The following is a 14,789-nucleotide window of genomic DNA, read 5'->3' on the forward strand; positions in this document are numbered from 1 at the left end:
GAGCGGGTGCATTCGACAGGTGAAGTGAGCGGTGCCGCCGATGCGCGGCCCAAGCGTGCTGATCGTGAGATCGAGTCCCTGGCCGAGTTCGACGCCGTGGTCGCCGAGGGCGCGGGGCTGAGCGGGTTTCGGGTGCAGTCCGTGGATCTGACGGGGCGTGCGGACGTCCTGTCGGCGACCGATGTCGAGGGCGCCGTGTTCCTCGGGTGCCCGATGACGGCGGAGTCCGCCGCACGGGTGCGGGCCTCGGGGGCGCTGGTGTTCCCGCCGGTGCCGGGGCTGCCGTTCGACCCGTACCGGGGCCTGCTGTACACGCCGGACGAGCTGTTCGACGGGCTGGCCAAGGGGTACGAGGCGACGCCGGACGCGGGCGCGTACGCGTGGTTCCAGCGGACCAAGTCCGACGGTGACATCTTCGCTTCGATGCTGCGCGCCGTGCACGACGACGCCGTCTCCGACGCGCTGGACGAGCTCCTCGTGGGCGCGCGCGTGGTGGGCGTGATGGGTGGTCATGCCATGGCGCGCGGCACGGACGAGTACGCGGGGGCGGCGCGGCTCGGGCGCAGCCTGGCCAGGGCCGGGTTCACGGTGGCCACGGGTGGCGGTCCGGGCGCGATGGAGGCTGCGAACCTCGGCGCGTACGCGGCGCCGTTCGACGACACGATGCTTCAGGAGTCGCTGGAGTTGCTGGGCAAGGCGCCGTCCTTCCGGCCGTCGGTGACCGACTGGGCGGTGCCCGCCTTCGAGGTCCGGTCCCGGTGGCCCGGTGGTGGTGGATCGGTGGGCATTCCCACCTGGTTCTACGGTCATGAGCCGCCGAACGCGTTCGCCGAGCACATAGCGAAGTACTTCGCCAACGCCACCCGCGAGGACGGTCTGCTGGCCCGTTCGAACGCGGGCGTGGTCTTCCTGCCGGGTGCCGCCGGCACCGTTCAGGAGATCTTCGACAACGCCACCCCGAACTACTACGAGTCCCGCGGTGAGCCCACCCCGATGGTCCTCGTGGACCGTGCGCACTGGACGGAGCGGCTGCCTGCCTGGCCGTTGCTGACGTCCCTGGCACGGGAGAGGGCGATGGCGGACCGTATCGCGCTGGTGGACTCGGTGGACGAGGCCGCGGAGGCACTGGCCGGGATGTGACGGCGGACCGTTCGCCGAGCTGCCGACGTTCCTCCGGCGCACGTCGGCGGCACCTCGGGTCAGGTGGGTGCCGCCGTCACGCCGGTGCGGGTCCGTGGGCGTCGACGGCCGCCGGGCCGGCGATGGGGGCGATACGTGGCCGGGCGAGTCGGGCGTAGTCGGCGCCCGAGACGACCGCTGAGCGGTCGAACCGGGCGGCGTTGAAGTAGAGCTGTGGTCGGGCGATGACCTGGGGGTCGGCGACGAGTTCGAGGGCGGGATCGAAGGCGAAGGGAAGAACGGTGCCGGGGGCGGCGTGGGCCAGTCGTTCGGCGGTGGCGGCGTCGCTGAATCCCACGTAGCGGGCCTGGAACAGGGTGCGGACGGCGTCCAGGTCGACGCGCCGGTCTCCCGGGACGACCGCGAGCACGTGGCGGGTGGTCCGCCGGTCGAGCTTGACCCTGAGGATGATGCACTTCGCCGCGTGGGACACGGGGTGCCCGCGCAGCGCGCTGACCGAGTCCGTGGTGCCGTCCGGTTCGTGGTCGATGAGCCGGTAGGGCGTCTGGGTGGTGTCGAGGAGGGTGATCAGGCGCTGGTAGGTGTCATGGCCGGACACTCTTCGTCCCCTTTCGTGGTTGTTTTCGTGGTTGCTTTTGTGGTTTTTTTCATGATTCGTGCCGTGGTGGTGCGGTGGGTGCGTTCGATGGCCTGTCCCCAGTAGGTTCCGGCGATCATGAGCAGGGCGCCGAGGGTGGCCCAGGCGGTGAGCCGTTCGCCGCCGAGGCTGATCCCGATGGCGACGGCCCAGATCGGTTCGGTGCCGAGCAGCAGGCTGGCCCGGCTGGCGGAGGTGCGTTGCACGGCCCAGGTCTGGGCGACGAAGGCGAACACGCTGCAGAACAGGGCGAGATAGCCCAGTTGGGCCCAGGTGAGGGCGCTGCTGTGGGCCAGGTCGGGCAGGTGGGCGAGGGCGGGCACCAGGAACAGGGCCGAGCCGACGACGGTTTGGGCGCTCGTCAGGTGGAGCGGGTCCGCAGGCCGGCCGGCGGTGAGCCGTCCGACGAGCGCGACATGCCCGGCCCGTACGACTGCGGCGGCGAGCACCAGCGCGTCGCCGAGCCGTGGTGCGTGCAGCCCGCTGCTGGAGGTGAGCAGCCCGACGGCCAGGACGCAGAGGCCGGCGGCGAGGAAGAAGGTCCGGGGCGGCCTGCGGCTGCCGGTGCGGTCCAGCAGCGGCGTCAGCACGATGGTCAGGCTGATGATCAGCCCGGCGTTCGCTGCGCTGGTGTGCGCCACCCCGTAGGTCTCCAGGACGAGCACGGCCGCCTGCGTGACGCCCAGCAGCGACCCGAGGCGGACCTCTTCACGGGTCCAGCGGCGCTTGCGGCGGCGGGTGGCGATGAGGGCGCCGCACCCGAGCGCGGAGATCGCGTACCGGGCGAACAGCACCGCCATGACCGGGAGCGCGACGGTGGCCGTCTTGGCCGCGAGATAACTGGATCCCCAGACCAGCGCGACCAGGAGGAGCACCGCATCGGTGCGACGGGCGACAGGCATGCCCCTCACGGTGCCCGACCGGAACGATGAAGGCTACGACCAACTTCTAAAATGAGGTTGTAGTAGCCCTACATCGTCAGCCCTACACTGTCAGCGTGGACGAACGGCAGCTACGGATCCTTCGTGAGCTGGGAGACCTGGGCAGTGTCAGCGCGGTCGCCGAGGCCCTGCACGTGACGCCTTCCGCGATTTCGCAGCAGCTCCGGTTGTTGCAGCGCGCGATCCCCGTCCCGCTCACCGAGCGTGCCGGGCGTCGGGTGGTGTTGACCGACGCCGGGCAGACCTTGGCCGCGGCGGCCATCGAGGTGGAGAGCGCCCTGGCCCGGGCACGTCATGCCATCACCGATTTCGCGAAGCAGCCCGACGGCGGGGTGTCGGTGGCTGCGTTCCACAGCGCGGCCTCCGCGTTCTTTCCGCTCCTGCTGCGTGGCCTCGCCGGACCGGACCACCCCCGGCTGGCTCTCGCGGACGAGGATGTCGCCCAGGACCGTTTTCCCGCTCTCACGCGTGACTACGATCTCGTGCTCGCGCACCGTCTCGATCACGCTCCGCCCTGGCCGCGCACCGTGACCTCCACCACGCTGCTGCGTGAGCCCCTGGACATCGCCCTGCCGGCCGACCACCGGCTGGCCTCGAAACCGCTGCTGACGCCGCGGGACGTGGCGGACGAGCCGTGGATCACGGTCCACGACGGCTTCCCGGTGATGGCCACCATCGAGGCCATTTCCAGCGTCGCCAACCGCAGGCTCGACATCGTCCACCGCATCAACGAGTTCGCGGTGGTCGCGGAGGCCGTGGCCGCCGGCGGCGGGCTGGCGTTGATGCCCCGCTGGACCACGCGTGCGCACCCCGACGTGGTCCTCAGGCCGCTGCGCGGCGTGCACGCCCGGCGCCACATCGACGTTCTCCACCGGCCGGAGCGCACCGCCCGCTTGGCGGTCCGAACGGTCCTCGCCGAGTTGCACCGCGCCGCCGCGGCGATCCAGCGACGGGACCCCTGAGCCCGGCCCTGTCAGGGCAGTACGACGATGTCCTGCTCGTCGAACGCGACCCCGACGGTGTCGCCGGGGCCGGGTGCGTCCCGTAGTGCGCAGGCCGCTTCGAGTGGGGGTCCTTCGGTGGTCGGGCGCAGCCGTACGGCGACGTGCGTACCGCGGAAGGTGCGGGCGGCGACCGTGCAGGCCAGGCCCTGGTCGGCGGGCACGAGGCGGACGCCGGCGGGGCGCACCAGCAGATGGCAGGCACCGTGCGGGGTGCTCTCCGGTACGGGCAGCTTGCCCCAGGGGGTGGCGGCGGCTCCGGTGGTGACGGTGGCGGGGACGATGTTGTCGAAGCCGAGGAAGCGGGCGACGAAGGTGTCGGCGGGGTGCCGCCACACGTCGAGGGGGCTGCCGGTCTGGGCGATGCGGCCGTCGGCCATCACCACGACCCGGTCGGCGAGCGCGAACGCCTCGCCCTGGTCGTGGGTGACCGCGAGGACGGTGGTGCCCAGGTCGTGGAAGAGGTCGCGCAGTTCGGTGACGAGTCGTTCGCGCAGGGTGCGGTCGAGTTGCCCGAAGGGCTCGTCGAGCATCAGCAGGCGGGGGCGCGGGGCGAGCGCGCGGGCCAGCGCGACGCGCTGCTGCTCCCCGCCGGAGAGCGTGCCGACGGCGCGCCGCTCGGCGCCGGGCAGGCCGACGAGGTCCAGGAGCTCTGCGACGCGTGCGTCGCGTTCCCGGCGTGGCGTGCCGTGCATGCGCAGTCCGAAGGCGACGTTGCCGCCGGCGTCGTGCTGGGGGAAGAGCTGGTGGTCCTGGAACATCAGGCCGACGCCACGCCGGTGCGGTGGCACGCCCTGCTGGTCGTGGCCTTCCAGCAGCACCCGCCCGGAGTCCAGCAGGGTGAGGCCGGCGACGGCCCGCAGCAGGGTCGACTTGCCGCTGCCGCTCGGCCCGAGCACGCAGACGATGTCGTGGGCGGCGACGTCGAGGGTGACGCCGTCGAGCGCGCGCAGCGCACGGTGGCGGCCGAAGCGCACGGTGGCCTGGTCGAGGTTGAGCATCTAGAACTCCCCCGTGTGGTGGGTCCTGGCGTTCTCCAGCAGCAGCAGGGCTGCGGCGCAGACCGTCATCAGGATCACGGACAGCGCCATGGCCTGCCCGTAGTTGAGGTCGCCGGGCCGGCCGAGCAGCCGGGCCACGGCGACCGGCAGGGTCGGGCGGTCGGGGCGTGCGATGAACACGGTGGCGCCGAACTCCCCCAGCGACACGGCGAACGCGAACCCGGCGGCGATCAGCAGTGCCCGCCGCACCATCGGCAGGTCGACCTCCCGCCATGCCCGCCACGGCGATGCGCCGAGCACGGCCGCCGCCTCCCGCAGCCGGGTGTCGACGGCCCGCAGGACCGGCAGCATGGTCCGCACCACGAACGGGGCGCCGACGAGGGCCTGCGCAAGCGGCACCAGGAGCCATGATTCGCGCAGGTCGAGGGGTGGTTTGTCGAGCGCGATGAGGAAGCCGAAGCCGACGGTGACCGCGGAGACGCCGAGTGGCAGCATCAGCAGCGCGTCGATGCCGCGCAGCAGCCGGCCCGCTTTCCTGGTGAGGGCGGCGGCGGCCAGCGCGCCGATCACCAGCGCGACGGCGGTGGCGGCGAGGGCGTACTGGAGGGACGTGGTCACGGCGTCGAGTGGCGCGACGAGGAAGACGCCGCCGTCGGCTGAGCCGAGGGCCCGGTAGTAGGCCAGGCCCCAGCTGCCGCCCGGGTTCAGGGAGCGGGTGACGAGCACGGCCAGCGGCAGCAGGAGCAGCGCGGCGACGCTGGTCAGGACGGCTCCGAGCAGCGTCCGTTGGGCGGCGCCGCGTGGCCGTGCGGCGGTGCTTGCGGGGTCGACCAGGTGCAGGGCCCGTTCTCGGCGGCGCACGGTGCGGGCGTGCGCGGCGAGGACGGCGCCGACGGCGACGAGTTGCAGCAGGGTGAGCACGGCGGCCGCGGGCAGGTCGAAGACCTGGGCGGTCTGCCGGTAGATCTCGACTTCGATGGTGGCGTAGGCGGGCCCGCCGAGGATCTGCACGATGCCGAAGGAGGTGAAGGTGAACAGGAAGACGATGAGGGCGGCGGCGGCCACCGCGGGGGCGAGTGCGGGCAGGGTGACGGTGCGCCAGGCGCCCCACCGGGAGGCGCCGAGTACCCGGGCGGCCTCTTCCTGGCGGGGGTCGAGCTGTGCCCACAGGCTGCCGACGGTGCGGGTGACGACGGCGTAGTTGAAGAAGACGTGGGCGAGCAGGATCGCCCAGACGGTGGTGTCCAGGCGTATGCCCCACAGCTGGTCGAGGAGCCCGCCGTGGCCGAGCAGCGCGAGGAACGCAGTGCCGGCGACCACCGTCGGCAGCACGAACGGCACGGTGACCAGCGCGCGCAGCAGCCGTTTGCCGGGGAAGTCGAGGCGTGCGAAGACGTAGGCGCCGGGCAGCGCGAGCAGCAGCGTCAGCGCGGTGGAGGCGAGCGCCTGCCAGAGCGTGAACCACAGCACGTGTCCGATGCCGTCCTGCCCGAGCACCGCACCGAGCCGGCCGAGCCGCCAGTGCCCGTCCGCCCTGAGGCCGCGGGCGACGATCGCGCCGAGCGGGTAGGCGAAGAAGATTCCGAAGAACGCGACGGGCACCACCATCAGCGCGCACCGCACCGCGGCGCCGCCGCGTCCTGGGGAGCGGCGCACGATCACTTCAGGACGAGCGAGGTCCACGCCTTGACCCACGGGTCGCGATGGTCGGCGATCTTCGCGGCCGCCATGGTGTGCGGCGCGTCGACCTGCACGGCGTACTTCCGGTAGAGCGCGGGCGGCTGGGCATCCTTGCGTACCGGGTCGACGTACATGTTCAGCGGCATGTCGTTCTGGAACGTGGTGGATATGAGGAAGTCCAGCAGGGCCTTGCCGCCCTTGGGGTTCTTCGCGTGGGCGAGCAGTCCGGCGTACTCGGTCTGCCGGAAGCAGGTGCCGGTGGCCACGCCGGTGGGGGCGGTCTTCGGCTGAGGGCTGGTGTAGATGGCCTCGGCGGGCGGTGAGGAGGCGTAGGAGACGACCAGCGGCCGGTCCCCGCCGGCTTTCCTGCCGCCGGCGGAGCCGGAGAACTCCTGGTCGTAGGCCTGCTCCCAGGTGTCGACGACCTTGACCCCGTTGGCCTTGAGCTTCTTCCAGTAGCCCGGCCAGCCGGAGTCGCCGTACTCGGCGGCGCTCCCGAGCAGGAACCCGAGTCCGGGCGAGGAGGTCGACGCGTTCTCGGTGACGAGCAGGTTCTTGTACGCCGGCTCGGACAGGTCGGTGAGGGTCTTCGGGGGCGCCAGGTGGTGCTGGGTGAAGTACTTCTTGTCGTAGTTGACGCAGATGTTTCCGGTGTCGATCGGGGTGACGCGGGGTGTCTTGCCGTCGGTGCGGTACTCGGGCAGGACGTGGTTGAGGTCCTTGGCCGGATACCGCTGGAAGAGGCCGTTGTCGAGGGCGCGGGACAGCAGGGTGTTGTCGACGCCGAAGAGGACGTCGCCCTGTGGGTGGTCCTTGGTGAGGATGGCCTTGTTGACGGCCTCGCCCGCGTCGCCGTCCTTGAGCACCCTGACCTTGTATCCGGACTCCTTCTCGAACCGTTTCAGCACGCTCTTGGACGCGGCGAAGGAGTCATGGCTGACGAGCGTGACGGTCTTGTCGTCTGAGCCGGCCGACGAGCCCGAACCCGAGCACGCGGCGAGCGTGCCGAGGGCGAGGGCGGCGGTCAGGGTGACGGCCGCGGTCTTCTTGGTGGTGCTCACTGGATTCCTCCTGGGCTGACCAGGAAGAGACGCGGCCCGGCCCGTCGCCGGCGGCGGTGCGCCGGCAGCCCCCGCCGTGCGGAGTGAACGGGCAGGGCGGGCGGCTGGAGTGGTGACCGAACTCCCTACCCGGGCACGGGAGCCTGGCGCGGGTCGACTCCCGCACGGCCCCGAGGGCGAGGTTCGAAGGGTCTGCGGCGGCCGGCCCCGGTGGGTGGGTCCGGGCTCGTCGCACTCTCAGCGCGGTGGCGCTCCCCTGTCGGAATGTATGGATTTCAGTTGTCCGGATCCGGTGCTACAGATCCGGTGGTACAAATCTCGCGGTACAGCGGTACAGCGGTACAGCGGTACAGCGGTACAGCGGTACAGATCTTACGGATGCATACGATCCGGCCATACGGCCGGGTGTACCGGCACAGCGTACAAGTTCAGCGCTCGGACCCCGCGAGCTGTCCACAGGCACCGTCGATCTCCTGGCCACGGGTGTCGCGGACGGTGACGGGCACGCCGTGGGCGGCGATGGCCGCGACGAAGGCCTGCTCGTCCTCGGGCCGTGAGGCGGTCCACTTCGAGCCGGGGGTGGGGTTGAGCGGGATGAGGTTGACGTGCGCCCGCCGCCCCTTCAGCAGCCGTCCGAGGCGGTCACCGCGCCATGCCTGGTCGTTGACGTCGCGGATGAGCGCGTACTCGATGGAGACCCGGCGTCCCGACCTGGCCTCGTACTCCCAGGCGGCGTCCAGCACCTCGCGGACCTTCCAGCGGGTGTTGACGGGGACGAGGGTGTCGCGCAGCTCGTCGTCGGGGGCGTGCAGGGAGACGGCGAGGCGGCACTTGAGGCCCTCGTCGGCGAAGCGGTACATGGCGGGCACCAGGCCGACGGTGGAGACGGTGATGCCGCGCTGGGACAGCCCGAGGCCGTCCGGCTCGGGGTCGGTGAGGCGGCGGATGGCGCCGATGACGCGGGTGTAGTTGGCGAGCGGTTCGCCCATGCCCATGAAGACGATGTTGGACAGCCGGGCCGGCTCCCCGGAGCCGTCGGTCCGGGCGGCGGGCCCGCCGCCGATCTCGCCGTCCCGCAGGGCCCGTATGCCGTCGACGATCTGGTGGACGATCTCTGCGGTGGACAGGTTGCGGTCCAGGCCGGCCTGGCCGGTGGCGCAGAACGGGCAGTTCATGCCGCAGCCGGCCTGGGAGCTGATGCACATGGTGATCCGGTCGGGGTAGCGCATCAGCACGGACTCGACGAGGGTGCCGTCGAAGAGTCGCCAGAGGGTCTTGCGGGTGGTGTCGTCGTCGCAGCTGACGTGCCGCACCACGCTCATCAGCTCGGGAAGCAGCGCCTCCTGGAGCCGGGTGCGCGAGGCGGCGGGGATGTCGGTCCACTGGGCGGGGTCGTGCGCGAGCCGCGCGAAGTAGTGCTGCGAGAGCTGCCGGGCCCGGAACGGCTTCTCCCCGAGGGCGGCGACGGCCTCCTTGCGCTGGGCGGGCGTGAGGTCGGCCAGGTGCCGCGGGGGCTTCTTGGCTCCGCGGGGGGCGGTGAAGGTGAGCACTCCGGGTGCGGGCGGTGCCATCGGCGACAAACTCCTCGTAGCGGCTGGGCCTGGTGTTTCCCGCGCGGGCGGGCCGGCGACGGTCGTGGGCGCCGGGGCCCGACAGAGACCGGCCCCGCCGCAGCGGGGCGCGAAAAGGGCCCGCCGCTGACGGCGAGCCCCTCCAGGGTAGCCGGACCGGCCGCACCCGAACCGACCAAGATCATCCAAGCGGTGCACGGCTGCCCGTCACCGCGCCGCGGCCAGGTGCGACCACCCGCACCGGCGGCACCGCGGACCCCAGCCGCCGCACCCGTACCCCCGGCCGCCTGTCGCGCAGCTCACGCCGTCATGCAGACGGCACAGCTCACGCCGTCACGCTGACGGCACGGCTCACGCCGATCACTCGGACCGCAGTGATCACACCGACCCCACGAACACCACCATCAGCAACCACACCACCGGCGCCGTCGGCAGCAGGGAGTCCAAGCGGTCCATGATGCCCCCGTGACCGGGGAGGAGGGTCCCCATGTCCTTGATGCCGAGATCGCGTTTGATCATCGACTCGCCGAGGTCACCGAGGGTGGCGCTGGCGGCGACCGCGAGGCCGAGCAGGAGCCCCTGCCACCAGATGCCGTCGTCGATCATGAACTGCATGCACAGGGCGCCGGCCACCATGGCGAACGCGATCGCCCCGATGAGGCCCTCACGGGTCTTGCCGGGGCTGATGCGGGGGGCGAGCTTGTGGGTGCCGAAGCGCCAGCCGATGGCGTACGCGCCGGTGTCGCTGACCACCGTCAGCACCAGGAAGGTCAGGACCCGCCGGGGCCCGTCGTCGGCGCTGAGCATCAGGGAGACGAACGTGGCCAGGAACGGCACGTAGAAGGCGGCGAAGACGCCGGCCGTGACATCCCTGAGGTAGCCCTCGGGCGGCTGCGTCATCCGCCAGGCGAGGACCGCGAGCGCGGTGAGGGCGACCGCCACCCACGCGCCTTCGGTGTCCCGCACATATCCGGCGATCACCATCGCGGTGCCACCCACGGCGAGCGGCACGAGGGGCGCGTGGATGCCCTTGCGCTCCTTCAACCGCGCGGTGAGCTCCCACAGGCCGACGACGACGGCGACCACGATCACGCCGACGAAGACGGCCTTCACCACGAACAGGGCGGCGATGATGACCACGCCGAGCCCGAGGCCGACCCCTATGGCCGCGCCCAGGTCACGGCCGGCGCTCTTCTTCTGCGGGGCGGCCTCGGGGCCGGGCGGCGTGGGCATGGGCTCCTGCGGCTTCGGCATGGGCTGCGCCGGCACGTCCGGCGGCGGCACGTGGGGCGACGCGTCGTACGCAGCACCCATGTGGGCCGCCCGTTCGGCGGACCCCTGTTCGGACGGGAGCCACGGGCCGGCGTACCCGGCACCCGACGGCGCCCCCCGGGATGCGTCGTTCATCAGACCTCGAGCAGCTCGGATTCCTTGTGCTTGAGGAGTTCGTCGACCTGGGCGACGTACTTCGCTGTGGTGTCGTCCAGCTCCTTCTCGGCGCGCCGGCCCTCGTCCTCGCCGACCTCACCGTCCTTGATCATCTTGTCGATGGCCTCCTTGGCCTTGCGGCGCACGGAGCGGATCGCGATCTTGCCGTCCTCGCCCTTGGCCTTGGCGACCTTGATGAACTCCCGGCGGCGTTCCTCGGTGAGCTCCGGGAAGTTCACCCGGATGATGTGGCCGTCGTTGCTCGGGTTGACGCCCAGGTCGGAGTCGCGGATGGCCTGCTCGATGTTGCGCAGCGCGGTCTTGTCGAACGGGGTCACCACGGCCATCCGCGGCTCGGGCACGGAGAACGAGGCCAGCTGGTTGATCGGCGTCATCGCGCCGTAGTAGTCGGCCACGATCTTGTTGAACATGGCCGGGTGTGCACGGCCGGTGCGGATCGCGGCGAAGTCCTCCTTGGCGACCACGACGGCCTTCTCCATCTTCTCCTCGGCTTCGAGGAGGGTCTCTTCGATCACCACTTGCTCCTGCGTGTCTTGAGCTGGCCCGGCATCGCACGGGCGACGGCCGGCTGCGTCGTGTCTGTTTCCTGCACGGTGTCCCTCCGGCAGGGGTTTGTCCATCCCCTCGCGTACCGTCACGCGGTGCGGGAACCTGGGCCGGGCGCGCGCCCGAGGGCCCCGAGACGGGGTCTCAGGCCCGGGTGTCCCCATCGCCCACGAGCGTGCCGATCTTCTCACCCCGGACCGCCCGCGCGATATTCCCCTCCTTGAGTAGCTCGAAAACAAGGATGGGCAGCTGGTTGTCACGGCACAGGGTGACGGCGGTGGCGTCGGCGACCTTGAGGTCGCGGGTGATGACCTCGCCGTAGTCCAGGGCGTCGAACTTGACGGCGTCCGGGTTGGTACGCGGATCCGAGTCGTACACGCCGTCGACGCCGTTCTTGCCCATGAGCAGGGCTTCCGCGTCGATCTCCAGGGCGCGCTGGGCGGCGGTGGTGTCGGTGGAGAAGTACGGCATGCCGGTGCCACCACCGAAGATCACCACGCGGCCCTTCTCCAGGTGGCGCACGGCGCGCAGCGGAATGTACGGCTCGGCCACCTGACCCATGGAGATCGCGGTCTGCACACGCGAGACGCAGCCCTCCTTCTCCAGGAAGTCCTGTAGGGCCAGGCAGTTCATGACGGTGCCGAGCATGCCCATGTAGTCGGAGCGTGCCCGGTCCATACCGCGCTGCTGGAGTTCGGCGCCGCGGAAGAAGTTGCCGCCGCCGATCACCACGGCGATCTGGGAGCCGTCACGTACGACGGCGGCGATCTCCCGCGCGATCTTGTGCACCACGTCGGGATCGACGCCGAGCCCTCCGCCGCCGGCGAACGCTTCACCGGACAGCTTCAGCAGGAAGCGGCCCGGCACTTTGCCGTCGTCACTGTTGTCACCGGTGTCGGCCTTGGTGGTCATGGAGATCTCCTTGTGGTGCACAGACGAAGAAGGCCACTGCCGGTGGGTGCTCGTCACATCCCGTGCGCGGCAATGGCCTCCTCGTCGGATCTGCGTTCGTCCGTCACGCAGCGACCCTGGCGGACCCTGCGCGGGCGACTAGCTGGAACGACCCTAGCGGGGTCTTCCGCGTGTCGCGTGACGGACTCAGATGCCGACCTTGATGCGCGTGAAGCGCTTCAGGGTGATACCGGCCTCGTCCAGGACCTTCTGGACGGACTTCTTGTTGTCGAGCGCGTACGGCTGGCCAAGGAGGGTGACCTCCTTGAAGAAGCCGTTGACACGGCCCTCGACGATCTTCGGGAGCGCGGCCTCGGGCTTGCCCTCGGCACGCGTGGTCTCCTCGGCGACACGGCGCTCGGTCTCGACGACCTCGGCCGGGACGTCGTCACGGGAGAGGTACTTCGGCGCGAAGGCGGCGATGTGCTGCGCGAGGCCCTTGGCGACCTCGGCGTCGACCTTGTCCAGCTCCACCAGGACACCGATCTGCGGCGGCAGGTCGGGCATGGTGCGGTGCATGTACGCGGTGACGTACGTGCCGGAGAACTGGGCGAACCGGTCCAGGACGATCTTCTCGCCGAGGTTGGCGTTGGCCTCGTCGACGTAGGCCTGGACGGTCTTGCCGGGCTCGATCTCGGAGGCGAGCAGCGCCTCCAGGTCGGCCGGGGAGGTCTTCGCGACATGCGCGGCGAGCGCGTTCGCAACGGCCTGGAACTTGTCGCCCTTGGCGACGAAGTCGGTCTCGCACTTCAGCTCGAGCAGCACACCGGAGGTGTTGTCGTCGGCGATGAGGGAGACCACCGCGCCGTTCTCCGCGGAGCGGCCCTCACGCTTGGCTACGCCCTTCTGACCCTTGACACGGAGCAGCTCGACGGCCTTGTCGACATTGCCGTCGCCCTCCTCCAGGGCCTTCTTACAGTCCATCATGCCGGCGCCGGTGAGTTCACGGAGCTTCTTGACGTCGGCGGCGGTGTAGTTCGCCATGAGTCTGTGAATCTTTCTCGAAGTCTGGAAGGTCGGGGTTCTCGGCGGGTGTGGGCCCGCTCCCGGTGCCCCGCCGGGGCCCGGTGCGCTCCCGCACCCGCTTCAGCGGCGGCGGGGCGGTGACCCGGAGGCCACCGCGCCCGCCGTCACGGCCCGGATGATCAGGATCGCGACACAGCCGGATGATCAGGCCTGCGTCGCGGCCCGGGTGATCAGGCCTGCTCGGCGTCGGCCGCGGGGGCCTCGGCTGCCGGGGCCTCGGCCGCCGGGGCTTCGGCTGCCGGGGCTTCGGCTGCCGGGGTCTCGGCCGGCTTGTCGGCCGCGGCGGCCTCGGCGGGCTGCTGGGCCTCGTCGGCCTTCTTCTCGCCTTCGAGCAGGTCACGCTCCCACTCGGCCAGCGGCTCGCCCGCGGCCTTCTCGCCCGGCTTGGTGTCGCCGGTGGCAGCGCCGGAACGGGCGATGAGGCCCTCGGCGACCGCGTCGGCGATCACGCGGGTGAGCAGGGTGACGGAGCGAATGGCGTCGTCGTTGCCCGGGATCTTGTAGTCGACCTCGTCGGGGTCGCAGTTGGTGTCCAGGATCGCGACGACCGGGATGTTCAGCTTGCGGGCCTCGCCGACGGCGATGTGCTCCTTCTTGGTGTCCACGATCCAGACAGCGCTGGGAACCTTGGACATCTCACGGATACCGCCGAGGGTCTTCTCCAGCTTGGCCTTCTCGCGGGAGAGGACCAGGAGCTCCTTCTTGGTGAGGCCGGAGGCGGCCACGTCCTCGAAGTCGATCTGCTCGAGCTCCTTGAGGCGCTGCAGACGCTTGTAGACGGTCGAGAAGTTGGTGAGCATGCCACCCAGCCAGCGCTGGTTCACATACGGCATGCCGACACGGGTGGCCTGCTCGGCGATGGCCTCCTGCGCCTGCTTCTTCGTACCGACGAACATGACCGTGCCACCGTGGGCGACGGTCTCCTTGACGAACTCGTAGGCGCGGTCGATGTACGACAGCGACTGGAGCAGGTCGATGATGTAGATGCCATTGCGCTCGGTGAAGATGAAACGCTTCATCTTCGGGTTCCACCGGCGGGTCTGGTGACCGAAGTGGACGCCGCTCTCCAGCAGCTCCCGCATCGTGACAACGGCCATGGCCGCGTTCTCCTCGTTCTCGGTTGTCGCGCCGCCGGACGGCGGTCGCTCCTGACGCCCCGGCGCGCTGTGCCACGAGGGACCGAGGAGCGCGGACACCGCCTGCTCGCCAGGCGTGTGTCGGGGCGTGCGAAGTCGATCCGGTGACCCGGATCGCCACCAGAAGTGTACGGGACCCACGCACCCCCGGGTGACGACGTTGTCCACAACCCGCCGGTAGTCCACAGGTCCCCGACCAAGATCCCCACGACCACCCGAACAACGCGATCCTGAAGCCCGACAACTTCGCCGGTGCACCGCACCCGAACGCGGTGAGAACACGGCGATCGGGGGATCGGGCGATCGGGGGGTGGCTTCGGTGACGGGTGCGGATGCGGGTGTGGATGCGGGTGCGGTCGACGGCCTCGGAGGGGCGTCGGGCGGGCGGGCGGAGTGTCGGGCGGGTGGCTGGTCCGGCGGTCGGGCAGGCGGCTCGTTCGGTGGTCGGGCGGGTGGCTGGTCCGGTGGCCGATCCGCTGGACCGTCCAGTGGTCCGTCCGGTGGCTGGTCGGGTCACCGGCCCGGTCGCCGAGGACGGCTGCCGGATGGCATGGGACGGCTGGCGCGAGATGTCGGCCGGCTGTCGAAGCATGGGGTCGACCGGCGGCGAGAAGCCCGATGGCATACGGCGAGCCAGCCGTGCGCCCGC

At 70.9% G+C, this 14,789-nt stretch carries 14 protein-coding genes; 3 read left to right on the forward strand and 11 right to left on the reverse strand.

The features are described 5' to 3' along the window. Positions 1-6: 6 nt before the first annotated feature. The gene (locus NQO67_RS41345; protein ID WP_255955751.1) at positions 7-1,140 is read left to right on the forward strand and encodes an LOG family protein; all 1,134 of its coding nucleotides are present in this window, start codon (positions 7-9) and stop codon (positions 1,138-1,140) included. 76 nt (positions 1,141-1,216) lie between these two features. Here NQO67_RS41345 and NQO67_RS41350 read toward each other — a convergent pair whose 3' ends face one another. Together NQO67_RS41350 and NQO67_RS41355 are read right to left on the reverse strand one after the other, a co-directional pair. After that, positions 1,217-1,738 (reverse strand): YbaK/EbsC family protein, encoded by a 522-nt coding sequence (locus NQO67_RS41350; protein WP_255955752.1) that lies wholly within the window; start codon positions 1,736-1,738, stop codon positions 1,217-1,219. Further along, complete coding sequence (locus NQO67_RS41355; protein ID WP_255955753.1) at positions 1,708-2,679, reverse strand: DMT family transporter; 972 nt, start codon at positions 2,677-2,679, stop codon at positions 1,708-1,710. Before NQO67_RS41355 ends, NQO67_RS41350 begins: the two co-directional genes overlap by 31 nt. A 95-nt stretch (positions 2,680-2,774) precedes the next feature. Here NQO67_RS41355 and NQO67_RS41360 point away from each other — a divergent pair, with 95 nt between their 5' ends. After that, complete coding sequence (locus NQO67_RS41360) at positions 2,775-3,680, forward strand: LysR family transcriptional regulator (protein ID WP_255955754.1); 906 nt, start codon at positions 2,775-2,777, stop codon at positions 3,678-3,680. A gap of 11 nt (positions 3,681-3,691) precedes the next feature. On the opposite strand, the gene NQO67_RS41365 is transcribed toward NQO67_RS41360, so the two are convergent. From NQO67_RS41365 to rpsB, 9 genes are all read right to left on the reverse strand, one after another. Continuing rightward, complete coding sequence (locus tag NQO67_RS41365) at positions 3,692-4,720, reverse strand: ABC transporter ATP-binding protein (protein ID WP_255955755.1); 1,029 nt, start codon at positions 4,718-4,720, stop codon at positions 3,692-3,694. After that, positions 4,721-6,403 carry an ABC transporter permease gene (locus tag NQO67_RS41370; protein WP_374119295.1) on the reverse strand — a complete coding sequence of 561 codons (1,683 nt, stop codon included), beginning with the start codon at positions 6,401-6,403 and terminating at the stop codon, positions 4,721-4,723. Then, positions 6,379-7,461, reverse strand: a complete 1,083-nt coding sequence (locus NQO67_RS41375; protein ID WP_255955756.1) for a thiamine ABC transporter substrate-binding protein — start codon at positions 7,459-7,461, stop codon at positions 6,379-6,381. Before NQO67_RS41375 ends, NQO67_RS41370 begins: the two co-directional genes overlap by 25 nt. 428 nt (positions 7,462-7,889) lie before the next feature. Beyond that, entirely contained in the window at positions 7,890-9,032 is a 1,143-nt protein-coding gene (gene rlmN, locus NQO67_RS41380) for a dual-specificity RNA methyltransferase RlmN (protein ID WP_255955757.1), read from the reverse strand. A gap of 378 nt (positions 9,033-9,410) precedes the next feature. Next, a complete protein-coding gene (locus tag NQO67_RS41385) occupies positions 9,411-10,439 on the reverse strand; it encodes a phosphatidate cytidylyltransferase (RefSeq protein WP_255955758.1) in 1,029 nt (342 codons plus the stop codon). Then, entirely contained in the window at positions 10,439-10,996 is a 558-nt protein-coding gene (frr, locus tag NQO67_RS41390; protein ID WP_255955759.1) for a ribosome recycling factor, read from the reverse strand. The genes NQO67_RS41385 and frr overlap by 1 nt, the downstream gene beginning before the upstream one ends. 175 nt (positions 10,997-11,171) lie before the next feature. Next, positions 11,172-11,939: a UMP kinase gene (gene pyrH, locus NQO67_RS41395; protein WP_255955760.1), complete on the reverse strand. Its 768-nt coding sequence runs from the start codon at positions 11,937-11,939 to the stop codon at positions 11,172-11,174. A gap of 186 nt (positions 11,940-12,125) precedes the next feature. Then, entirely contained in the window at positions 12,126-12,962 is an 837-nt protein-coding gene (tsf, locus tag NQO67_RS41400) for a translation elongation factor Ts (RefSeq protein ID WP_255955761.1), read from the reverse strand. Positions 12,963-13,174: 212 nt separating this feature from the next. Further along, positions 13,175-14,101 carry a 30S ribosomal protein S2 gene (rpsB, locus tag NQO67_RS41405; RefSeq protein ID WP_255955762.1) on the reverse strand — a complete coding sequence of 309 codons (927 nt, stop codon included), beginning with the start codon at positions 14,099-14,101 and terminating at the stop codon, positions 13,175-13,177. A gap of 503 nt (positions 14,102-14,604) precedes the next feature. Here rpsB and NQO67_RS41410 point away from each other — a divergent pair. Beyond that, positions 14,605-14,789 (forward strand): hypothetical protein (locus tag NQO67_RS41410; protein ID WP_255955763.1); only part of this gene is annotated, 185 nt, incomplete at its 3' end.

The organism is Streptomyces odontomachi (assembly GCF_024435355.1).
Classification (GTDB): domain Bacteria; phylum Actinomycetota; class Actinomycetes; order Streptomycetales; family Streptomycetaceae; genus Streptomyces; species Streptomyces odontomachi.